The sequence below is a fragment of the Paenibacillus sp. Soil787 genome (assembly GCF_001429545.1).
Lineage (GTDB): Bacteria > Bacillota > Bacilli > Paenibacillales > NBRC-103111 > Paenibacillus_E.
Genome location: NZ_LMSP01000002.1, coordinates 152,810 through 175,086 on the forward strand (window position 1 = coordinate 152,810; position 22,277 = coordinate 175,086).

Sequence of the window (22,277 nt, forward strand, 5' to 3'; positions counted from 1 at the left end):
TCTTATCCGAAGTGACGCTTAGACTTCCAGAGTACACCGCTTTTGAGAACGCGAGCGATTTTACCAGTCATTAAGGTACGTTTACCCATGATGCCGAAGCCGGCCTTTTTACCAAGTGAACCCAGCGTACCTCTGAGTTTAATTTTACCAAGACGAGGCGTATCGCCTTTCCAAATCGCCAGCATGGCTTCGGCAATTTGCTTGCCTTGGGCTTGCGCTGCTTGCGCACTTGGAGAGAACGGCAGGGAAGCACAATCCCCTACAACGAACACGTCTTGATAATCTGGAATTTGATGATATTCATTAAGCAGGATACGGCCTTGGCGGTCTTTGGGCACATTCAAAGCCTCAACGATTGGATTGGGCTGAATGCCTGCTGTCCAGATTGTAGCATCGGTTTTAATAATTTTATCCCCGTTGTACAAATCTCCACCATCTAGTCGGACTAACGATACCTCCGGACGGAGTTCAATATGATGTTCTGTCATCCATTCACGGACGTACTGCTGCAGATTGCTCGGGAAAGCCGAAAGTAAGCTCGGACCACGATCAATTAATCGAATGTTCAAATCAGCACGGCTTTCACGGAGCTCAGCTGCCATTTCAACACCGCTTAGACCTCCTCCAATAATGGAGACTTGTCCATATGGCGCAATGTCGTTAATGCGCTGGTAGGTAGCACGTGTTTGGCAAAGAGTCTGAATGCTGGAAGAGTACTCTTTAGCACCGACAATTCCGTGATAACTATCCACACAGCCCAAACCGATAACTAACCAGTCATAGGAAAGCGGTTCTTGGTCTTCAAAAAGAATTTGCTTGTTGTTCAAATCGACTCTGGATACCTCACCGAATGTTAGAAGCAACCTTGGGTCGTTCGGGTAGGCAACACGAATATGTGTTTCAGCAATCGTACCTGAAGCTAGTGCGTAATATTCTGTTTTTAACCCTTGAAAAGGGCTTCGGTCAATTAGTACGAGCAGTGTATCTTCTGGTAAATCTTTCTCCAGCATGTTTAAGGCTATGGTCAAACCGCCATAACCTCCTCCAAGAATCACGAACTTTTTCATTCCATCCAATATCCCTTCTGAACAATATCTCTTCTCTAGTATGACTAATATACTCTGATTTCATTATAAAAGGTGTCGCGTTCAACAGGAACTCGTCCTGCGCCTTTAATAAGATAAACGAGCTCATCACGTGTAAGACCTTCTGGTGATAATGCTCCAGCAGCATGAGAAATCTTCTCTTTCACGATCGTACCATGTGCGTCAGAAGCACCGAAAGCGAAGGATAGCTGGGTCAATTTCGTACCAATATTGATGAAATAAGCCTTAATATGAGGGAAATTATCCAGCATCAAACGGCTAATCGCAATGGTTTTTAGTTCATCCCATGCAGGTACGCGTTGCTTGAGGCCAGCGTTTTTGCTTGCCGGTTGAATGGAGTTAGGAATGAATACTAAGAAGCCGCCTGTTTCATCTTGAAGCTCACGCAGCAGCATCATATGACGAATGCGTTCCTCTTTCGTTTCAATTGAACCATACAGCATCGTTGCGTGAGTTTTCATACCGAGTAAATGTGCGTTACGATGTACGTCGATCCATTCCTCCGAGGACGCTTTTTCTACTTTCATTTTAGTCCGGTAGCGCTCAGTCAGAATTTCGGCTCCTCCTCCTGGAAGAGTGGACAAACCTGCATCCATTAACGTTTTGAGGACATCTCGGAAACTAAGTCCACTGATACGCGAGAAAAACTCAATTTCAGCCGCTGTATGAGCTTTGATCGTAACGGCAGGATAGGCTTGCTTCAGTTGGCGGATACAATCCACATAGTATTCAAAAGGCAAATGCGGGTTATGCCCTTGGCTAATATGAAATTCTTTAATTTCTGGATTAAAATTCTCAGCTACATAATCTAACATTTGACTAGGTGTTAGAGTGTATGAGCCTTCTTCACCTTCGTCGCGGCGGAAGTGACAAAAAGCACAATGCTCCTCGCAAACATTCGTAAAGTACAAACTCATATTTTGGACAAAATAAACCTTGTTTCCGTTCATTCGCGTATTCACTTTGTTTGCTAATTGACCAATGGTTAGCAAATCGTCTGATTCATACAAAAATAGCCCATCTTCCATAGATAGACGTTGATTGTTCTCAACTTTGTCAGCAATTTCGGCCATCCGTTTGACCGGGTCTGTCGTCACAACACTCATCATTATTCCTCCTCTGAATAGTAAATAAAGCCCATACTGAATTGACGCATTCAGCTAGACAAGGACCAAATGCGTTAAGCGGTGTGAGACGCTCGCGTACCTGTTCATCCAGTTCGGTTCAGGAATTCACACCTAATATAGGGATCTTTGGGCGTAGCTCAAAGTCTCTCTGCTCTGTGTATCTTTGAGCTTTGTTTCATCTATAACGTGCAATCCATCCATCCCATTATAAACCTACGTGTTGGGAGGGGCAATATCATTTAGATGGAGATAAATTGACAATATACAAAAAGTACATCATTTTTCCTATTATATTAGGAAATGTTATTCCCAATATTAACAAATTCCTGTATACTGTTGCAATGTGATTACGTAGGGCTAAAGGTGATTATATCGTGATACCAGTATTCGTGACCGAACCACAGGAACGATTAAATATAAAAATAGAACAGCTTCGAGGCCAAATGGTTTCCTTAGGTACGGCATACGGCTTCCTTCATCCTGAAGTGCAGCAATGCAGTCGAGAACTCGATCAATTGCTGCTGCAATATTACGCGATAGGACATAATCGTAAAGTTTATGGCTGAAATGGCTATGAATGACTGAGCAGCTGCCCTTGAGCAATGCGCCAGATAGGAGTATACTTGTTAGTAAGCATTACGAAAACTTAGTATAATGCCAGTTTTCCATAAGGAGAACTTTAGGGAGGGATTTCCGTTATGATTAACATTAGTGAATCAGCGTCAGATAAGATTAAAGAGCTTCTATCTTCTGAAGAATCACCAAACCTGTTCTTGCGCCTAGGTGTCAAAGCCGGAGGCTGCAGCGGTTTCTCTTACGGCATGGGCTTCGATGATGAGCAGAAGGATGACGATAAAGTATTCACCATTCATGGCCTCAAGGTCGTAGTGGACGAAGATAGCTCCAAATATTTATACGGTGTTGAAATTGACTACACAGACGCAGGCATGGGCGGCGGGTTCTCCATTAACAACCCGAACGCAGTAGCTTCCTGTGGATGCGGCTCTTCCTTCAAAGTGAAGGACGAAGAGGGCTTAGTCGAGAAGTGCGACGATAAAGTCGAGGCTTAATGAACAAAATGAACCAATCCTTCCGAGCATGTGTATTTTTTAATACACTTGTCCTGGGAGGATTTTTTGTTTTCATCTTTGTATTTTCACCTTAGTAAAGACAAACCATCAAGTGATACAATATACATAAAAAGGAATTCCTTCAGTTGGTGAGAGGAGTTGAATCCTATAAGTGAATTGGAATTTTAATATTTCAATCATCTCTACAATTGTTATCATTTTCGTATTAATGCTGTTCTACAGAAATAGGGAAGAGGACGAAGGATATTTAGGGTTGAAATTAGTCGGCTATTACTTTTTAGGTACATTCAATTTAAAAGTTGGTATTGTAATTCCTATTGGGTTTATTATTTGGCTGCTGCTGTTTTACCCGAAGACGAACCGAACGATAAAGAGATATTCGGCTATTTTTGGATTACTTATGATGTTGATTGGTTATTGGATTCATTAGCTCCCCGGGTGCAGGATAGTTGCACTTGCGGAGCCTTTTTTACATTATTTAAATAAAAATATAAAACTAGCGGAACCCTTTTAAGCATTGAGAGAATAGAATAGATTGAAAGGTTTAGTTTACTAGTGATAGAAGAAGGAGGTGTGTCCATGGCAACTAGACAGGAATTTATTGAGATCATTGCACCTATTGCAGTGAAGCTTCGCCTAGAGAACTCACCGATCTATCCTTCAGTAAGAATCGCGCAAGCCATGCAGGAGACAGGGGGCAATTTGAACGCGTGGAACAATCTAGTCGGTTATAAGGTTGGTAATGGGATTCTGACGCCTTATTGGCAGGGGGATCGCGTTTCAACAACGACATGGGAAGTCATTGGAGGTATACGTTATGATAACGTACCGGGAGATTTTCGCGTATATCCTACGATTGAGGCAGGGTTTCGTGATCAGGATTTACTTTTTGGATTCCCTCGTTATGCTAGTGTCAGGGCGGCGGGAAGTCCTAGTGAGCAAGCGAAAGCATTGCAAAGCAGTGGATATGCAACGGATCCCTCTTATGCAAGTAAGCTGAATACGATTATTCAAACCTTTGGTTTAACTCAATTTGATGAGGAGGTCGTTCGTATGTTAGAGAAGTTGCAGGAACAAATCGTAGATTTACAAAATAGAGTTAGATCCTTAGAGGAGCAAGCAGCATTGGATGTTGTTCCGCAATGGGCAAAAGCTGCTGTAGACGCTGCGGTCAAAGCAGCTTTAATCGATACTCCGGAGAAAGGGAGCTATGATTTCTATCGATTATTAACGGTTCTGCATCGCAAAGGGATCATCTAATGGCATGGAAGAAAAAAGGCCGCTAGTGTATAACGGGTTATTTATCCCTAATACACCATGCGGCCTTTAATTTTAACATTATCACCATATTTGGCTTTCATGAGCTTACTTTGCTCTAGCATAAACGCGTAAATTTCTTTCAAACGGTTCTTGCGAGGTTTAATCGTTTCTTTAATTTCACCATTTAGTACAATATCGTAGACGATCATGTCTTTCGCTCCTTTTGTTTTGCTTTCTACTATCATTGTAGGCTATGAATATTAAGTGACGATTAAAATTTCTTTTCAATTGTGTGAACAAGCTTAAAGTTTTGTTAAGTGAGCGTAAAATATTTCCGATATTTCGATCAATTTTTTTTATCGGCAGACCGACAGTTTAGCGTGTGCATAACTTTATACACAGTATCCCCTATCCATACAGCGCGTTTATGGGACATATTAACAATCTACCCACAGGATATACACAGGTATCTGTGGATAACGGAACGCTTGTTCTAATTTTGCCCCCATGATAATATAATTACAAATTATAGAATAAAGGTGATTTCAGTGAGACAAATTAGTGACGAAACATTGATCGACTCTTATTACAAAGCATTGGATTTGAGATTGGAATCAGATTTTGTTGACCTGTTGCTTGCAGAAATACAGAGACGTAATTTAAAATTGCACGTCTACATCAAGGATGAGACCCCGCTAAACTAGGGCGTTTCTTCATGAAGTTATTTGGATGGTAAAATTCTGGTGGCAGTCGGCGCAGTTTACCAGATGAAGGCATTGATTATTCTGTGATTCTGGTGTCCCATCGGACATGGAGATATCATCAATCTCTCGATAAGGAGAGTAAGGGCCTAGATAGTCACTCCATTTCCCGCAATCATTCATCTGTTGTAAACAAACAGGACACTCGGCATTCAACTCCTGTAGACCGTTGCAAACCGGACATATATATGACAAAGGGGTATTCCTCCTAATCCGTAGATTAGGTTTAGAATACCCCATTTTATTTAAGAAGATTAAAATTTTAAGTTACTGCTGTGTCCTGGTGAAAGCTTTGCATTAGGATCGATATAGACTTTAGCGTTATTAATCGCAGTAGGTGCTTCACCGAAGCCAACAGCAATCAGTTTCAATTTCCCCGGATAAGTTGTGATATCTCCGGCAGCGAAGATGCCTGGAATGTTTGTTTCCATTCTGGAGTCAACAACGATAGAGCCGTTTTCAATCTCAAGTCCCCACTCGGAGATCGGTCCAAGGGAAGAAACGAAGCCGAAATTAATGATAACAGCATCAACATTATGTACAGTTTCTTCGCCTGATTTGATATCTTTAAGCGTTACTTGCTCGATGCGGTCACTACCGTGAAGTTTAGTGATTTCCGTAGGAGTTACAACGTTTACTTTGGAGTTCATCAGGTTTTCTACACTGTGTTCATGTGCACGGAATTTATCTCTACGGTGGATAAGCGTGACTTTCTCCGCGATAGGCTCAAGCATTAATGCCCAGTCAACAGCTGAGTCGCCGCCACCGCTGATTAATACTTTTTGGCCAGCGAAAGCATTCAAATCGCTAACGAAGTAATGCAAGTTTTTCTTCTCGAATTGTGCAGCTTCCGGTAACTCAAGACGGCGTGGCTCGAATGCGCCAACCCCACCCGAAATAATAACGGCGCGGCTGAAGTGTGTGCCTTTGTCTGTTGTTATTTCGAAAAGACGTTCTTCTTTTTTGATCACTTGGTGTACTTTCTCTTCCAAGCAAGTGTTGATTTGAAAGTGTTTCATTTGTGCTAACAAGTTGTCCACTAGTTCTTGTGCAGTTACTTTCGGAAAGCCAGCTACATCATAAATGTATTTCTCAGGATATAAAGCTGCAAGCTGACCACCAAGCTGCGGCATACTTTCGATAATTTTAACTGATGCTTGGCGCATACCCGCATAGAATGATGCGAACATGCCAGCAGGGCCTCCGCCAATTACAATGATATCTACGATATCTTGATTTGTTTCTATCTCGTTCATTGTTTAAACTCCTCCGATTCATTTCCTTTGATGTGTGTGATTCTCCTGAGTACAGTCACAATCATTATTCCATTATAAACGTCTCTTCTATTGAAGGAAACAGAAAAGTGAGATTTCTTTATATAAATCGCTTATATATATGATAAATAATGCTTGCAGTGGTTGGTCAGGCTAGAAGGGCCTGTACGCCTTATTTTAAAGGAAAATAGCACTTGATATTTACTTATGAAAATTATATTATATCATGAGAATCGGTTTATGCATGTTGTGACTAATTTCATCCTGTTTCATCATAATTCGCTGCGACTGTGTGCAAACTAGGTGCAGTATACTACTTTTGAAGCTGTTTGTGTAATTTTTCACAAGATAGAGAAATCATAGGACAATAAATACGGATATGGAAGTGAGAGAGAAATGAGTAGAATACCAAGAATCGTTATTTTAGGAGCAGGCTATGGCGGGATCCTTTCAGCAATTCGTTTGCAAAAAGAGTTAAATTACAATGAAGCAGATGTAACACTTGTAAACAAACATGACTATCATTACATTACTACCCATCTTCACATGCCAGCTGCAGGAACGGATAATCCTGAAAATGCACGCGTGAACATTTTGAAATTGATTGATGAATTTAAAGTTGATTTCGTGAAATCCACAGTTACCCAAATCCGTCCGCACGAGAAAAAGGTTATTCTCGAAGATGGTACGCTTTCCTACGACTACCTGGTTATTGGTCTTGGTGGCGAAGCTGAAACTTTCGGAATTCCTGGGCTTAAAGAAAACGCATTGAACATTCGCAGTATTAACAGCGTTCGCTTTATTCGTGAACATATTGAGTATCAATTCGCGAAGTACAAGCGTGAACCAGACCGCAAAGATTACCTGACATTCGTTATCGGTGGAGCAGGATTTACTGGAATCGAGTTCATTGGTGAGCTTGCTGACCGTATTCCACAGCTTTGCAAAGAATTTGACGTAGATCCTTCCCTTGTGAAGATTTATAATATTGAAGCAGCTCCAACGGCACTTCCAGGATTCGATCCTGAGCTTGTTGAGTATGCGATGAAAGTTTTGACTGACAAAGGCATTACTTTCAAAATCGGTACAGCGATTAAAGAATGTACGCCTGAAGGCGTTCTGATCGCTGGCGATGAGTTCATCAAAGCTGCTACCGTTGTTTGGACAGGCGGTATCCGCGGTAACCATATGCTTGATGAAGCTGGCTTCGAAACGATGCGCGGCAGAATTAAAGTCGATGAGCACCTGCTTGCGCCAGGGTTCGATAACATCTATGTCGTTGGTGACTGTTCCATCGTGATGAACGATGAAGGCAGACCATACCCTCCAACAGCTCAAATCGCGATGCAGCAAGGTGAAGCTGTTGCGCACAACCTGATTGCTTCCATTCGCGGTTCGCAAATGAAAACTTTCAAATACTCCAACAAGGGTACAGTCGCTTCCTTAGGTAAAGGTCAAGCTATTGGTATCGTTGGTTCCCGTAAGCTTAAAGGTAATGTTGCTGCCATGATGAAAAAAGTGGTTGATATGAGATACCTCTACATTATCGGCGGTATTCCGCTAGTTATACGTAAGGGACGTTTCTAGTCATCATTAGTTAACGGGGGGATCGCCATGCGGCACTGCAGTGTCCAAGTAAGAGGACTTCTTACCCGGGATGAACTGGATCGTTATCATGCCCTGATCGAGGTCGGTCGCTTTCTAGAAACTGAGAAACGTTATGATCATGTGGCTGTTGTGCAAAAGGAAATTGATATCCTCATTCTTCCTGCGATTGAACGCTTGAAGGAAAAAGGTCGTCAGCGTGACCGTGATACGGAAGCGTATCTGGCTCGTAAAGCGCAGATGGAAGCTGAATTAGAGGCTGCCCTGCGTGACGACGATGATGAGGATTAAAAGACGAAGAAGCTTTGCTCTTATGAGCGAAGCTTCTTTATTTCAGTTCGCTGATGCCATTAGTGGCTAGCCAGTGGGAGTTTTAACACCAATTTACAGAAATAAGAGTCCTCGGGGACTCTTATTTTACCGAAAGGGTCGCATTTTGCAGAAATAGAAGCTGCTAAAGACTTCTATTTTGCTAATCCATGGGGGTCTTAGCCCTAATTTACAGAAATAAGAGTCCCTAAGGACTCTTATTTTACCGAAAAGGCTGTTAGAGGCTTCTATTTTATGCGCCACTGGGGCTTATATGATTATCTTAAATTTGAATTAATTTCGCAAATTTATCAGGTGTCAGCAGGTTGCCGACGTAGAAGTCGCCGAACTCACCGAAACGTGCGCTCACTTCGTCGAAACGCATTTCATACACAAGTTTTTTGAAATGAAGAGGATCATCGGAGAACAGGGTTACGCCCCACTCCCAATCATCTAATCCTACGGAACCCGTAATGATTTGTTTGACTTTACCTGCGTATGTGCGTCCAATCATGCCGTGGCTGCGCATCATCGTTTTGCGGTCTTCGGCAGGGAGCATGTACCAGTTGTCATTGCCATCGCGACGCTTATTCATCGGATAGAAGCAGATATGCTTCGATTTAGGCAGAATAGGCTTCAAGCGGGCTTGAATTTCCGGATCTTCCGAAGGATCCACGCCTGGCTTAGCAAGATAACTGCTTAATTCTACGATAGATACATAGGAATAGACCGGGATTGTAAAAGCGGCGAAGCTTGATTTATTAAACGTATTTTCCAATTCATTCAGTTCTTCAAGCGTTTCGCGCATTTGCATGAATACAAAGTCGGCTTTCTGACCAACGATGCTATAAACGGCAGTACTGCCTAGTTTATCGTTCTCGAATTGCTGCCACTGGGACAGAAATGTATTCAGCTCGTCCGTTGCATGCTTACGCTCCTGTGGGGTTGCGGCATGCCATGCGTTCCAGTCAATCAGACGGAAATCATGGAGCGCATACCAGCCTTCAAGGGTTTGTACGGCTTCACTCATTGGTTTTCCTCCATTCAAGGGCTAATATCCCCTACATTGTATCCAATTCATGGGGAAAGGGCAAATGAACAAAGGGTGAAGAGGGAAATGTTCAATTTGTGTACACTTTACCTGTGACATTTCGTGGATTACAATTATAAGGAAGTCAGCTAGATGAACGGGCTTCTTCATATTGCTAAGGGGGAACATACATTGTTACAAATGGTCATTGCCACTGTCTTAATGGTAGTGTTATTTTTTGGGATCGGGTTTATTTTGAATATGCTAATGAAAACAACATGGTTTCCTCTTTATGCTTTTATAGCTTTGGTTATCGGTGTTGTTATTTATGGTTCAATTGGTGAGGCGTCTTTTCTTTCCAGCGGGGAAAGCTTTACAATTGTTGATATTGTTCCGGCTATCGGTGGTTTGGTTGGCGCCATTTTAAGTGGATCAGCCATTAAAGCACTGCGGATAAGAGGCTTCAAAATGTTTTAAGGTTCTCATAGAAATAGGCAGAAGTGGTCATTCTAAGGTTGAGTTGCCTAAATTGACCTTCGGAGGAGACTATTTTGCCTTTGGCCCATGTGAACGGAACCATTTTGAATTATGAGATTACGGGGACTGGTACCCCAATCGTCTTTATTCATCCACCTTTATTAACTTTACAGACTTTTGCTTATCAAAAAGAGCAGTTATCGAATCAATTCCAGATTATCACCTTCGATATCAGGGGGCACGGTGCTAGTAGCTCTTCAGATCGAACATTGAGCTATGCGCTGATCGCCCAAGATATCATTCAGCTATTGGACTATTTAGGTATCGAAAAAGTGTTCCTATGCGGTTATTCAACAGGTGGTGCGTTGGTGTTGGAAGCGCTGCTTACATTTCCAAAACGGTTCCTTGGGGGGATCGTGGTATGCGGGATGTCTGAAATGACAGATTCTTATAACATAAGCAGACTGTGGCTCGCTGCGCAGATGGCCAGTTCAAGAATATTTATGAAGCTGCTCCGAAGAGTGATCACATTCGGAAATGCGGATAAGGATAAGACCTATCTCAATCTGTATGAGAGCTCACTAAGCGATGCTGCGGATGATGTGAAATCCTATTACGAGCAGTCACTCACGTATACATGCACACGTCATCTCCGAAGAATCCAGCATCCGATCTTATTAATTTATGGTCAGATGAATCGCTCTTTTCATCGGTACGCAAATTTACTTCATACTGAACTGCCGCATAGCTCCTTATATTTCATCAAGGGTGCTAAGCATCAAATTCCGATTAAAAACTCTTCAAAGATGAATGACTTGATCCGCCTCTGGGTGAACAGCCTGGAAGATATTCAGACACAGCGCGTACTGCTGGACTTAGCGATTGCAAAGAAGCTGAATCCGGACATGTATGGCGAGGAGATCCAGGGAAGTCAGCTGTCGCTACATTAAACTAGACGATAAGTTGAAGAGCTTGTCCCAGAGTTATTTTGGCAGGTTATGCCTCTTTAGCTATAATGCACATGCTATGATAACCAGAAATTATAGGGGGAACGTCGATTCGCTAATCGGAAGAAAAACACCCGAAATCATGAGGAAGAGGAACGACGATGCGTTATTTCACTATTTTTCGCATATGGATCGTTCATTTGACCAATTAGCGTACTCACGTTCCCTTAATTCGATTTCTGGCGGAAATTTTCCTAAATAACGAATCCACGTTCCGTCAACTAAAGATCAGCATAAAAAACGAGGACAGTTGGGGTAAGTATGGTCTTGAAGTTCAGTTGTATCTTCCAATTTAATTAAAGAGAGCTGTCCTCATGTAGAGTTATCTACTTTTTAGGACAAGCTCTTTTTTAGTAGAAAGTATAAGTATTATACTTTTGCTTCGTATCTACCTTGACAAACGCGCTCGTCCCAGAAGGACGACGGAGTCGTTTATCCTTGTATCCGACATTAAAAATGTTCCAAAACAACCTTTCCAATTGTGTTACCTGCTTCAATCATGGCGTGGGCCTTCCGCAAATTTGTTGCATCGATAGGCGTAAGCTTTACGGTCAAAGTGGTACGGATAATGCCAGAATCGATTAGTTGGCCTACTTCATTCAGCAGCTTATGTTGTTCGACCATATCTGCCGTTTGGAACATCGAGCGGGTGAACATTAATTCCCATACAAACGTGACGCTTTTATTTTTAAGCAAAGTTAAATTGAGTGGCTGGTCCGTTTCAACAATTGAGCAAATTTTACATTGCGGCGCAATCGCTTCGGCCATGTTCTGCCAGTGCTGCCCCGTACTATTCAAACACAAGATATAGTCGGTATGCTGTAAGCCGAGAGCGTTCAATTGAGGAACGAAAGAACTGTAGTGGTTGATGATATGATCTGCTCCCATTGATTTCACCCAATCGATCGATGCGGGCCGGGAAGCCGTACCGATCACTGTCAGGCCGGCATACTTCGCCAGTTGTGTTGCAATGGATCCTACACCTCCAGCAGCACCTATGATCAGAATAACCTTACCTGCGTTCATGTCTTTATTGTGGGACACACCTAGCCGGTCAAACAGTGCCTCCCAAGCTGTGATGGCAGTTAACGGAAGTGCTGCCGATTGAGCGAAATCAAGCGTTGAAGGTTTCGTTCCGACGATACGTTCATCGACAAGATGAAACTCGCTGTTTCCGCCTGGGCGTGTAATGCTGCCTGCATAATAAACCTCATCGCCTGGTTGAAACAATGTGCATTCCGGTCCTGTTTGTTCCACTACTCCCGCGACGTCCCACCCCAGGATTCTTGGTGATACTTCAGTCTTATCTTTTGGAGCTCTAACCTTGGTATCGACTGGATTTACTGAAATAGCCCTAACTTTAACAAGGAGATCTTTACCTAAAGGAAGCGGCTTTTCAATCTCGACATCAATCAAGCTTTCCGAATGCTCCACATTTAAATACTTATATAGACCTACCGCTTTCATTGTCTTTTTTGCAATCATATTCCCATTTCCTCCATTCAAATAATTGTTGCTATGTTGTTAGTTTAATCGATCCGTTTTAAAATAGTAAGTACACACAATCGTGTTATGAAGGCTGTCCAGTTGAATATTCGCTGACGAACTTCGGACAAACATTGATCTCTATTATTTTTCTGATGAAAGATTGGGGCAATGCTTACAAAAACAAGTCGGGTGTCGCGTCTAACAGCTAATTTGTCGGAATCTAACCATCCGAAAGGTTGGTTTTTTCATTTTAGGTAATATTATCTTTCTCTCGTAGATACCAAGATTGTCGATTTTTGTGGTAGACTAATAGATAGAAACCGAGAAGCTTACATAGTTGAAATCGGTTGAGGCAGGATGGTGCTGTAACGGAATGAGAATGACGAATATGCTGCATTTCACTGAGAACCATAGGTTTTGTGTGAACCGTGAGTTTTCTTTGAGCAGTCTGGATTATAAAATGTTAGCAATGATGTATCAACCTATGATCGGCGGTTTGGCTATTAGTCTCTATCAAGCACTTTATCTGCAGATGAGTGCAGAAAAAGTCGGATATTCTTCTCTGGAACAACAGCGAAAGCTGTTTCTGCTGCTCGAGCTTGAGCAGGGGGAGCGAGGACGTAAATATCTAATAGAGCAATCTTCGAAGCTTGAAGCCATAGGGCTCCTGCAAACAACTCGCAAGTTTCTGCCGGGCGAAGAAGATTATGTCTTCGTGTACACCTTGTTCCCTCCGCTTGGCCCCAATGAGTTTTTCCGCAATCAGCATTTGACCCTGCTGCTCCGCGATAAAGTCGGTAAGTTCATGCTCCTGTCCCTTCGGGAAGAGCTGCTCTCGCCTGAGCCGGAAGAGTGCCGTGACGCGAGTGAAGAGAACCTGTCTGTTCCGTTCTATGATCTATTCCGCCTCAATACCCAGGTGGTTGACTACGAGCTGGAGCAAGCCCTATATGAGGCCTCGGCCAGTAAACAGGGAGACGCTCGGATGGACGTGACAACCAAGGGCTTCCAGTATGCGGATATCATTATGAGGTTCCCGCGAGGGGCGAGCAATCGTATTTTCGTTGAGGCTCTCAAACATAAACCGGATCAGATGGCTGCGATTAATATTGTGGCGAAGAAGTACAACCTTTCACTTCAGGAAACATGCCGTTTGCTGGACGAGGATGGCGCATTCACCGAGGAGGGCGAGCTGCAGATGGATCTCATGCAGTATAATGCGAATCTGTTCTACAGACAGAGCAAGAAGCGGGATGAGGAACGAGAGCGCACGTTGTCCAGGTCGGAAGAGAAGTCGCAAGGCGAAGCGCATGAGGATATGCTGGATACCTCTGGAGACAAGTCAGTTGAAATGGCTTATTACTTAGAAGTGCCGCAGCAGCTGCGCGGTGAATGCACAGATCATCAATACAATTACATTATGCGAAATGAGCCGTACACGGCAGTTCTGAAAATGTTCTTCACTCAGGGCTCCATCCCGGACGGTGTACTTAATATATTTGAGAAGATTGATTTGAATTATAGATTGAAAGAGGAAGTCATTAATGTCTTGATCCACTTCCTACATATTGACCGCCGCTCGTGGGCCAAGTCTTCGATTGAAGCGGTCGCATCGGATCTGCTGGGCAAGCAAATTGTTACTTACGAACAAGCGGTGGAATATGTGCGTGAGAAAATCAGCTACAAACAGAAGGCCGCTTCCAAGGTGGAGGCCGCTAAAGCTAGCGGCGGCTCTGTCACGAGAGGCCGACAAGGCAAGACGCAGAAGCCTCATATTCCGATCGTGGTGCCGGATGCCGGTACAGCGGCGGCTTCGAGGCTGACGGATGAAGAGCTGGAAGCCGCGAGAAGGATGGCGCAGAAGCTGGACGAGCGCTTTAATCGGAAGAGCTGACGGTTACGGCCGATGGAACAAAGTACAAGAGAATTATAAGGAGGTGCAGGAAGCATGGATTCCCTGTCTCACTTACTCAAATCAATGCCGCAATCCGAATGGAGACGGAAGGCAGAAGCGAAAATTAAAGTTGTCATGGACGACGTCTTAGTTCACAAATTTCGCCAAAAGTATCCATTCGTCGATGACTATACCATTAAGATTAATATGAACAAGCTTTATCAGTATGTGTCCGAGTACAAAAACTGTTCCAACTGTCCAGGTTTAGAAAACTGTCCAAATGATATGACGGGGCATTATACGATGTTAACAGCCGATTCCGTCAATGAAAAGCCGTTTGTTCATGAGGAAAAGGTGGCATGCAAGAAGTTTGGCGCCAAGCAGCTGCAGGATGCCATAAGCAGCCGAATCCGCACCTTTCACGTGGATCCGCGGATGATTTCGCGCAGCTACTCGTTTGGAGATATCCTTGAAACGGATCTGGATCGGGCGAAAGCTGTTATGCAAATTAACGACTATGTCAGCCTGACGATGGAAGAAGGACTTCAGACGAGAGGACTCTACTTGTCCGGATCATTTGGGACGGGGAAGACGTTCCTGATGGGCTATATGCTGCACCAGCTGGCCAAAGTCGGAATGACAGGTGCAATCGTCTATATGCCGGATTTTGCCGAGGACTTGAAGGGTATGTTCCAGGAGCCCTCCAAGCTGAAGGAGACGATTGATCTGTTGAAGGAAACGGATCTATTAGTTTTCGATGATATTGGCGCGGAGAATTTGAATCCGTGGCTGCGAGATCATGTTATTGGCGCTATCGTGAATCATCGGATGAATCGTAAGCCGACCTTTTTCACGTCCAATTATGCGCTCTCTGACTTGGAGAAGCATTTCAGCTTCACGAATAAAGATGGTGACGAAGAGTACAAGGGACAGCGGATTATGGACCGTATTCGTCCTTTTGTCGATGTGGTTGTGGTAACAGGTACGAACAAGCGTGGGAAATAATAAAAAGCTGTGCAGATGCGTTCATCTGTACAGCTTTTTTGAGTAGATAAGAAAGTATAAGTTTTATACTTTTGCTTCGCATCTACCTTGACAAATGCGCTCGTCCCTGAAAGACAACGGAGTCGTTTATCCTTGCTTGTTACTTACCGCTTATAAAAAAGCATGAAAAAACCGCTTCGCATCGAGTGCTAAGCGGTCCTCTTCCAGGCTTGGACATTCTTATTTCATAACTTGAATCACAGTTGCAATAGCTGCAATTAGAAACAATACGCCAAAGAATGCGCCAAAGCCAATGCCTACATCCATGAAATCATTACGCGGTTCTTCATACACGTGAAGCTCAGGGTGTTTAGGATCGCTCATGTGGTTACCCCCCAACGTCCGACATTCGTATGTTTAAGCTTAGTATACCCAAATTCGTCGAAAGTTGTAAAGCTTATCAAAGTGACAATTATGCAAACAATAGCAGATAGCAGCGGAAAGTTTAAAATAAGACTTGACTCTAACATTAGTGTCATGGTTTACAATGAGAACATCCTTACTTGATCAAGGAAAAGGAAAAAGGTGAAGGCCATGCGGATTAGTGAATTATCCAAGCTTACCGGAGCCAGTATTCGTTCTTTACGGTACTATGAGGCGAAAGGGCTAATCGCGACACAGCGTGAAGAAAATGGATATCGGGTATTCAACCAGATGGCTGTCGAGCGCGTGAAGACCATTCAGTTTTATTTGAGCTTAGGCTTTACGACCGAACAAATTGAAAGCTTTCTGAACTGCGTCATGAAAAATCAGGAGTCGATGTGCGATGATTTGCTGCCACTCTACACAGAGAAGCTCCAAGAAATCGAACAACAGATGACAATGCTGCAGCAGCTGCAAGCTAATTTGAAGGATCGTATTGCTTATATCGAGCAGCAAAGACTTCAGGGGCTGCCTGTAGGATTACCTGCTAAGTAGATCCAATTCCACCTTTTTGCTAACTTATGGCTTGGTTGAAATGACCCACTGGTGTGGTATACTTTACATGTTGACGTTCATCGGTAGCTAGGTACTAGGATAAACGTCTTACGCCGTCCTTTAAGACGAGCGCTTTTGTCAAGGTTGATGCGAAGCGAGTTAAGTTGCAAACTTATACTCTCTTTTCAACTTATAAATCAAATCCATTCTTAGAAGGAGGAACTATCATGTCAATCGTGAATGTTTCTGATAACAGCTTTAAAGGCGAAGTTGAAGGAGAAGGTACAGTACTTGTAGACTTCTGGGCACCTTGGTGCGGACCTTGTAAAATGATCGCTCCCGTTTTGGAAGAGCTTGATAAAGAAATTGAGTCCTTGAAAATTGCAAAAGTAAACGTGGATGACAATCCAGAGTCCGCTGCTCGCTTTGGTGTTATGAGCATCCCAACTCTTATCGTATTCAAAGATGGACAGCCAGTTGATAAAGTGGTTGGCTTCCAATCCAAAGAAGCGCTGAAAAATGTTGTTTCTCGTCATCAATAATTTGTTGCAAACTAGAAACAATTGTTCGTGAGAAAAAGCTCTTTTTCTGCTATGCTGAAAAGGAGCTTTTTTTTGTTTTCTGAAAATAGTGAGCGTCTATAATTGGTGGCTACTGCGACGATTATGTTGTAAGTAGAATTTAGGAACTTTTAAGATTTGGAAGTTAGAGGGGAAATATGGGGAAGTTTTTGTGTGAGAGGAGATTGGATGCATGACCGAGCATGAGCATGGGCATGAGGACGCTGGAGTCCGCGAACAGAGTTTGGAAGTAATTAAACATAAGCTGAGCTTATTACCGGATAAGCCAGGCTGTTATATCATGAAAAACCGTGAAGGTACCATCATCTATGTGGGAAAAGCGAAAGTGCTGAAGAATCGTGTGCGCTCCTATTTCACAGGGAGCCACAGCGCGAAGACGCAAAAACTAGTCAGCGAAATCCGCGACTTTGAATATATAATTACCTCCTCGAACATGGAGGCTTTGATTCTTGAGTGTAATCTAATTAAGCAGCATCATCCGCGGTACAACGTACTGTTGAAGGATGATAAGACGTTCCCGTACATCAAGATTACACATGAAGAGCAGCCGCGCTTAGAAGTCACGCGGCGCGTATTTAAAGATAAGGGCAAGTACTTCGGCCCTTATCCGAACGCCTTTGCGGCCCAGCAGACGAAGAAGCTGCTGGACCGGCTTTATCCGCTGCGCAAGTGCAAGACCATGCCCGAGAAAGTATGCCTATACTATCATATCGGGCAGTGTCTTGCGCCTTGCGAATTCGATGTATCCGCTGCGACGAACGAGCGGATGGTGCAAGAGATCAGCCGTTTCCTGAACGGGGGACACGACGTTATTAAGGAAGAGCTGACGGCCAAAATGCTGGCCGCAGCGGAGGAACTGAATTTCGAGCGCGCCAAGGAGCTGCGCGATCATATCATGAACATCGACGCCGTGATGGAGAAGCAGAAGATCACGACGGCAGATGCGCTAGACCGCGATGTGTTCGGGTACGCGGTCGACAAGGGCTGGATGGCTGTGCACATCCAATACATGCGGCAGGGCAAGCTCATCGAGCGGCACGTTTCGCTGTTTCCGTATTACGGTGATGAGTACAATGACTTCATAACCTACGTTACTCAGGTCTACAGCGACAATCCGGCGCTGCCGAAGGAGATCTTCCTGCCGACAATGCCGGTACAGGCGGCAATTGCCCCTACTATTGCTTCAACCGAAGCTCTTTCTGAAGCCGCCGTTGAAGTCTCAATAGACGCCTCTGCCGAAGTACCAGCAGAAGTTGCGGCTCAAGTTGAGGCGGAAGAGAAGGATGTCCGCGAAGCTCTGGAATCCTGGCTCAAGGTCAAGGTGCACATCCCGCAGCGAGGGCTGAAGAAGCAAATGGTCGATATGGCCAAAGACAATGCCCGCAATGCGTTGGATGAGAAATTCCGCTTGGTAGAGCGTGATGAGCGCCGTACGACCAAAGCGGTTGAGAATCTTGGAGAATGGCTCGGCACGGGAACAATTCGCCGTATCGAAGCATTCGATAACTCGAACATACAAGGGACGAATCCGGTTTCTGCGATGGTCGTCTTCGTGGACGGCAAGCCCGATCGTAAGGAATACCGCAAGTACAAAGTCAAGACGGTCGTTGGTCCGGATGACTACGAAACAATGCGCGAGGTGATTCGCCGAAGGTACGAACGTGTGCTTAAGGACAATCTTACGATGCCTGACCTGATCGTCGTGGACGGAGGGAAGGGACAAATCTCAGCCGCAGTCGATGTGCTGGAGAATGAACTAGGCCTGTTCATTCCGATCTGTGGACTTGTGAAAGATGCCAAGCACAAAACAGCGCAGCTCATGATCGGAGATCCCGCAGAAGTTGTGCCGCTTCCGCGTGACAGCCAAGAGTTTTACCTGCTGCAGCGGATCCAAGACGAGGTTCACCGTTTCGCGATTACGTTCCACCGTGAAACAAGGGCGAAGTCGATGGTCGTCTCCCAGCTGGACGCGATTCCCGGCATCGGGGAGAAGCGCCGGAAGGCATTGCTTAAGCACTTTGGCTCCGTACGCAAAATAAAAGAGGCTGAAGTCCAAGACTTCAAGCCTCTGGGTATAGGTGAGAAATTGGCTATCGAAATTCTCAAAGCGCTTCAAGGCGAGGCGGCGGCTCCCCAGGAATAAGGGGACCCCGCCTTTTTCCATGCAGCCAGGCTAGCAGCAAGCCTATCAAACCAGGCAGCAGGATGTAGAAAATGCCAGCAAGCACATCGCTTACATGTCCGAGAGAGAAGAGGGACATCCCCATGAGGATGCTGTCCATGCAAGCATGAGCGAAAACGGCGGTAATGAAACCATATTTGAGGAAGACATAACCTAGAATAATGCCTATGATGGTGACCTCGATTAGCCGAGTGTAGACGGGATAAATGGGATACTGGGTATGACTGGCTGCCCAAATCACGCTGGGAATGACAATTGCAATAAAGTTTGAGCGAAACAGCTTCTTGAATAGAATGATGCCGAGCAGTCGGTAGGTTGCCTCTTCAGAAATGGCAGCAACCCAGGCCATAAGCGGGAAGAAGCGGGGTTCCACCATATTGAGAACAGAATCGGACGGATCATTCACAGACCAAACATCAAAATTCACTTCACCTGCGTAAAATAGTACCTGCTGAACGCCCAAGATAAAAAGAGCCAGCAAATAACCGCGCCCCATGCCGCTATAAACCTCAGTCCCAAATGAGGACTCCTTCCAAGCCGGCCATTTTCGCTCCCCGATTGAATTCCACAATCCATTACCTGCTACCAAAGCTAAGTATAGAGATATGCCGAGCAGCACAGTCACTACATTCATGAAAATAATAGCTGCCCATGTTGCGAATTCTTCGTTCAGAACTCCACTCATAGACCTAAAAGCAGGGTACATATTAAAGTTATTGGTGATATAGATAGCTAAGAAAATGGCTGTCAATAGCAGGCCTCTGCTGAATTTCATATGTTTTCTATAGATGATGGCAAATACAATTGCGGCAATGGTCATGATGAGTGTGAAACCCATGGAAATCCAAGTCATGATAGATGCGGAGTGATCCTGCTGATCGATCCAGACTTGATGCGACGCAGGTAAGCTGAAGAGTACGTTATAACCGATCAGATTTTTATCATCGAAATCAACTCGAACCTGTAACTTTGCTTCGCCAATTGGTTTCGTTTGTTTTTCATAAAATAAGGTAGTTCCATGTGCTTGATCGCTTTCGGCAGTCCGTTTATCTATGGGTGCAAAGTCATCCGGCTCAAAACCTTGCTGCCGAATTTCCTGCTTGGCCAAAATGTCTGCTTTCTGCTTACTGATCATTGCTTGATCGGAAGGATTCTGCGTTTCACGCCATCCAATGATGGAAGCATTCGTGTAATTAATCTCAACTTCAAATTGACGGTTGGTCTTGGTGTCCTCTACGCTTACTTGATAATAATCAATGGGGTAACGCTCCCCATAATCCTTCAAATAGGCTTCTAACAAATGCTCCTTTTGCAAATAACCGCTGCGGTCCTTCTTGGACTGATAAACCACATAGGTTTGCGGGTTATGCAAATCATAGCGCTCACTTACAAATTGGGCTGCGCGATCCGCTGCCTGCTGCTTCGTGATAGAAGGATTGTCTGCTGCCGAAGGTTCTTCTGCCCGAAGTCCGTATAATGAGGATATTCCCAAATAAAGAGCTACTCCAATGCATGCAAGGAAGAGGAGAAAACGATTAAATTTTGGCCTGATCATAGTGAGTTCCCTTCTACATTTTCGATTCTGAAATCACATCTTTCACGTTATCATAGTTTAAAAAGAAAGCCAATTTACTGGTAAAGAATTAAAAACAATTATATAATACCTATCAATTGGGTAAGTTCGGAATTTCTAAATAATAACGAGGGAATCCTACCGTTAACGTATTTGAAATCCTTATTTCTTTTTTGTAAACACAGGAGGCACTATGATTAAAAAAATGAGTATTTGGCGACTAACGCCTCCGCAAATTCTCGTTCTCGGATTTGCTGCTATTATTTTCTTAGGAGCAGGGCTTTTGACACTTCCCTTTGCTTCGGCAACGGGACATTCGATTGCTTTTATTGATGCGCTGTTTACATCGACTTCGGCAACATGTGTAACGGGTCTGGTCGTAGTGGATACAGGGAGTACCTACACGATGTTTGGGCAGATCGTTATTGTGAGCTTGATTCAAGTTGGCGGCTTGGGTTTTATGACAATGTCGACTTTAATCGCTTTTGCCTTCCGTAAAAAAATCACATTAAAAGAACGACTAGTTCTGCAAGAGGCTTTTAACCAAAGCAGTATGGAAGGTATCGTCCGACTTATCCGTAAAGTTATTATTTACTCATTAACAATTGAAGCAATTGCAGCAGTCATTTTAACGATTCGTTGGTCATTTGACATGGAATTTGCTCAAGCCCTTTATTTCGGAATCTGGCATTCGATATCGATGTTTAATAACGCTGGTTTCGATTTATTTGGAACTGTCGATGCACCATTTGTTTCCTTTACAGCCTATGCTGACGATTTCGTTGTAAACTTTGTTGTAATGGCGATTATTGTGCTTGGGGGTATTGGATTCATTGTTATGTCCGATGTGATGGACTTCCGGAACAAGAAGAAGCTTACCCTCCATTCCAAAGTTGTTCTTAGCATGTCGGGTTTTCTCATTGTGTTTGGAGCTCTTGTCATCTTTATATTCGAATTTACAAATAACAGAACCATGGGTTCACTAGATATGGGCGGAAAAGTATTAGCTTCTTTCTTTCAATCGATCGTACCACGTACGGCTGGTCCGAATACGGTAGATATTGGAGCTCTTCGTCAAGCAACACAATTTTTTATTATCATCTTGATGTTTATCGGTGCATCTCCTGGCTCTACAGGGGGCGGTATCAAAACAACTACATTCACGATTCTTATTAGTGCTATCGTTACTATGATTCGAGGGAAAGAAGACATTGTTATTTATCGTTACCGCTTGGCAAAAGACCGTATTCTCAAAGCCATTACATTATCGATGATGGCATTATTTCTGGTTATCTTCGTGACGATGCTTTTATCGACAACAGAGGATTCGCCGTTTTTGAAAATTTTGTTCGAAGTGACTTCCGCCTTTGGAACTGTTGGTCTATCTATGGGATTGACCCCCGAACTAACGACATTTGGCAAGGTTCTCATTAGTTTAACGATGTTTGCAGGAAGATTGGGAACCATCACACTAGCCTATGCCCTGCAGCCGAAGCAAGAGAAAGAACTATATAGATACCCAGAGGGTAAAATCACGATTGGATAAGGGG

Annotated in this window: 23 protein-coding genes and 1 pseudogene; 16 read left to right on the plus strand and 8 right to left on the minus strand. The window is 43.9% G+C overall.

All coding sequences use genetic code 11. The annotated features are described in order from the left end of the window. Positions 1–2: 2 nt before the first annotated feature. Together ASG93_RS05375 and mqnE are read right to left on the minus strand one after the other, a co-directional pair. Positions 3–1,067, minus strand: coding sequence for an NAD(P)/FAD-dependent oxidoreductase (locus ASG93_RS05375; protein ID WP_056829610.1), 1,065 nt, complete (start codon positions 1,065–1,067; stop codon positions 3–5). A gap of 44 nt (positions 1,068–1,111) precedes the next feature. After that, on the minus strand, positions 1,112–2,215 hold the full coding sequence (gene mqnE, locus ASG93_RS05380) for an aminofutalosine synthase MqnE (RefSeq protein WP_056829612.1): 1,104 nt from the start codon (positions 2,213–2,215) through the stop codon (positions 1,112–1,114). A gap of 392 nt (positions 2,216–2,607) precedes the next feature. Between mqnE and ASG93_RS05385 the strand changes: the two genes are divergently transcribed. From ASG93_RS05385 to ASG93_RS05400, 4 genes are all read left to right on the plus strand, one after another. Next, complete coding sequence (locus ASG93_RS05385) at positions 2,608–2,799, plus strand: aspartyl-phosphate phosphatase Spo0E family protein (protein ID WP_235550749.1); 192 nt, start codon at positions 2,608–2,610, stop codon at positions 2,797–2,799. A gap of 132 nt (positions 2,800–2,931) precedes the next feature. After that, positions 2,932–3,303 carry an iron-sulfur cluster insertion protein ErpA gene (gene erpA / locus ASG93_RS05390; RefSeq protein WP_029194777.1) on the plus strand — a complete coding sequence of 124 codons (372 nt, stop codon included), beginning with the start codon at positions 2,932–2,934 and terminating at the stop codon, positions 3,301–3,303. A gap of 172 nt (positions 3,304–3,475) precedes the next feature. Further along, complete coding sequence (locus ASG93_RS05395) at positions 3,476–3,754, plus strand: hypothetical protein (RefSeq protein WP_056829616.1); 279 nt, start codon at positions 3,476–3,478, stop codon at positions 3,752–3,754. A gap of 149 nt (positions 3,755–3,903) precedes the next feature. Beyond that, positions 3,904–4,584, plus strand: coding sequence for a glycoside hydrolase family 73 protein (locus ASG93_RS05400; RefSeq protein WP_056829618.1), 681 nt, complete (start codon positions 3,904–3,906; stop codon positions 4,582–4,584). Positions 4,585–4,631: 47 nt separating this feature from the next. Here ASG93_RS05400 and ASG93_RS05405 read toward each other — a convergent pair whose 3' ends face one another. After that, on the minus strand, positions 4,632–4,793 hold the full coding sequence (locus ASG93_RS05405) for a hypothetical protein (protein WP_029194774.1): 162 nt from the start codon (positions 4,791–4,793) through the stop codon (positions 4,632–4,634). 339 nt (positions 4,794–5,132) lie between these two features. On the opposite strand from ASG93_RS05405, the gene ASG93_RS33850 reads away from it, so the two are divergent. Next, entirely contained in the window at positions 5,133–5,288 is a 156-nt protein-coding gene (locus ASG93_RS33850; RefSeq protein ID WP_082562636.1) for a sporulation histidine kinase inhibitor Sda, read from the plus strand. A 311-nt stretch (positions 5,289–5,599) separates the two neighbouring features. On the opposite strand, the gene ASG93_RS05410 is transcribed toward ASG93_RS33850, so the two are convergent. Next, positions 5,600–6,601 (minus strand): NAD(P)/FAD-dependent oxidoreductase, encoded by a 1,002-nt coding sequence (locus ASG93_RS05410; RefSeq protein ID WP_056829620.1) that lies wholly within the window; start codon positions 6,599–6,601, stop codon positions 5,600–5,602. A 414-nt stretch (positions 6,602–7,015) separates the two neighbouring features. Here ASG93_RS05410 and ASG93_RS05415 point away from each other — a divergent pair, with 414 nt between their 5' ends. Together ASG93_RS05415 and ASG93_RS05420 are read left to right on the plus strand one after the other, a co-directional pair. Next, positions 7,016–8,206 (plus strand): NAD(P)/FAD-dependent oxidoreductase, encoded by a 1,191-nt coding sequence (locus ASG93_RS05415; protein WP_056829622.1) that lies wholly within the window; start codon positions 7,016–7,018, stop codon positions 8,204–8,206. 27 nt (positions 8,207–8,233) lie between these two features. After that, on the plus strand, positions 8,234–8,515 hold the full coding sequence (locus ASG93_RS05420) for a hypothetical protein (protein WP_056829625.1): 282 nt from the start codon (positions 8,234–8,236) through the stop codon (positions 8,513–8,515). A 301-nt stretch (positions 8,516–8,816) separates the two neighbouring features. On the opposite strand, the gene hemQ is transcribed toward ASG93_RS05420, so the two are convergent. After that, a complete protein-coding gene (gene hemQ, locus ASG93_RS05425) occupies positions 8,817–9,563 on the minus strand; it encodes a hydrogen peroxide-dependent heme synthase (RefSeq protein ID WP_029194770.1) in 747 nt (248 codons plus the stop codon). Between the two features lie 192 nt (positions 9,564–9,755). Between hemQ and ASG93_RS05430 the strand changes: the two genes are divergently transcribed. Both ASG93_RS05430 and ASG93_RS05435 read left to right on the plus strand, forming a co-directional pair. Next, the gene (locus ASG93_RS05430; RefSeq protein WP_056829954.1) at positions 9,756–10,040 is read left to right on the plus strand and encodes a YuiB family protein; all 285 of its coding nucleotides are present in this window, start codon (positions 9,756–9,758) and stop codon (positions 10,038–10,040) included. Between the two features lie 89 nt (positions 10,041–10,129). Then, complete coding sequence (locus tag ASG93_RS05435) at positions 10,130–10,990, plus strand: alpha/beta fold hydrolase (RefSeq protein WP_235550754.1); 861 nt, start codon at positions 10,130–10,132, stop codon at positions 10,988–10,990. Positions 10,991–11,497: 507 nt separating this feature from the next. Here the strand turns inward: ASG93_RS05435 and ASG93_RS05440 are convergent. After that, complete coding sequence (locus ASG93_RS05440; RefSeq protein ID WP_235550750.1) at positions 11,498–12,532, minus strand: zinc-binding alcohol dehydrogenase family protein; 1,035 nt, start codon at positions 12,530–12,532, stop codon at positions 11,498–11,500. A 110-nt stretch (positions 12,533–12,642) separates the two neighbouring features. On the opposite strand from ASG93_RS05440, the pseudogene ASG93_RS33855 reads away from it, so the two are divergent. The 3 genes and pseudogenes from ASG93_RS33855 to dnaI form a co-directional block, all read left to right on the plus strand. Further along, a pseudogene (locus ASG93_RS33855) lies at positions 12,643–12,744 on the plus strand (ArsR family transcriptional regulator); the annotation flags it as partial. A gap of 164 nt (positions 12,745–12,908) precedes the next feature. Beyond that, entirely contained in the window at positions 12,909–14,429 is a 1,521-nt protein-coding gene (locus ASG93_RS05445) for a hypothetical protein (RefSeq protein WP_056829629.1), read from the plus strand. A gap of 54 nt (positions 14,430–14,483) precedes the next feature. Further along, positions 14,484–15,434, plus strand: coding sequence for a primosomal protein DnaI (gene dnaI / locus ASG93_RS05450; protein WP_056829631.1), 951 nt, complete (start codon positions 14,484–14,486; stop codon positions 15,432–15,434). Positions 15,435–15,653: 219 nt separating this feature from the next. Here the strand turns inward: dnaI and ASG93_RS34830 are convergent, their stop codons facing one another. Beyond that, positions 15,654–15,797 (minus strand): YqzM family protein, encoded by a 144-nt coding sequence (locus ASG93_RS34830; protein ID WP_156410805.1) that lies wholly within the window; start codon positions 15,795–15,797, stop codon positions 15,654–15,656. Between the two features lie 210 nt (positions 15,798–16,007). Here ASG93_RS34830 and ASG93_RS05455 point away from each other — a divergent pair, with 210 nt between their 5' ends. The 3 genes from ASG93_RS05455 (at position 16,008) to uvrC (ending at position 19,115) form a co-directional block, all read left to right on the plus strand. Further along, positions 16,008–16,391 (plus strand): MerR family transcriptional regulator, encoded by a 384-nt coding sequence (locus tag ASG93_RS05455; protein WP_056829958.1) that lies wholly within the window; start codon positions 16,008–16,010, stop codon positions 16,389–16,391. Between the two features lie 227 nt (positions 16,392–16,618). Next, complete coding sequence (gene trxA, locus ASG93_RS05460) at positions 16,619–16,933, plus strand: thioredoxin (RefSeq protein ID WP_056829633.1); 315 nt, start codon at positions 16,619–16,621, stop codon at positions 16,931–16,933. A gap of 211 nt (positions 16,934–17,144) precedes the next feature. After that, positions 17,145–19,115, plus strand: coding sequence for an excinuclease ABC subunit UvrC (gene uvrC / locus ASG93_RS05465; protein ID WP_056829635.1), 1,971 nt, complete (start codon positions 17,145–17,147; stop codon positions 19,113–19,115). On the opposite strand, the gene ASG93_RS05470 is transcribed toward uvrC, so the two are convergent. Then, positions 19,075–20,646: a CPBP family intramembrane glutamic endopeptidase gene (locus ASG93_RS05470; protein WP_162262826.1), complete on the minus strand. Its 1,572-nt coding sequence runs from the start codon at positions 20,644–20,646 to the stop codon at positions 19,075–19,077. The two genes, uvrC and ASG93_RS05470, sit on opposite strands and share 41 nt — an antisense overlap. A gap of 274 nt (positions 20,647–20,920) precedes the next feature. Between ASG93_RS05470 and ASG93_RS05475 the strand changes: the two genes are divergently transcribed. Next, entirely contained in the window at positions 20,921–22,273 is a 1,353-nt protein-coding gene (locus ASG93_RS05475) for a TrkH family potassium uptake protein (RefSeq protein WP_056829640.1), read from the plus strand. The last annotated feature ends 4 nt before the right edge of the window (positions 22,274–22,277 follow it).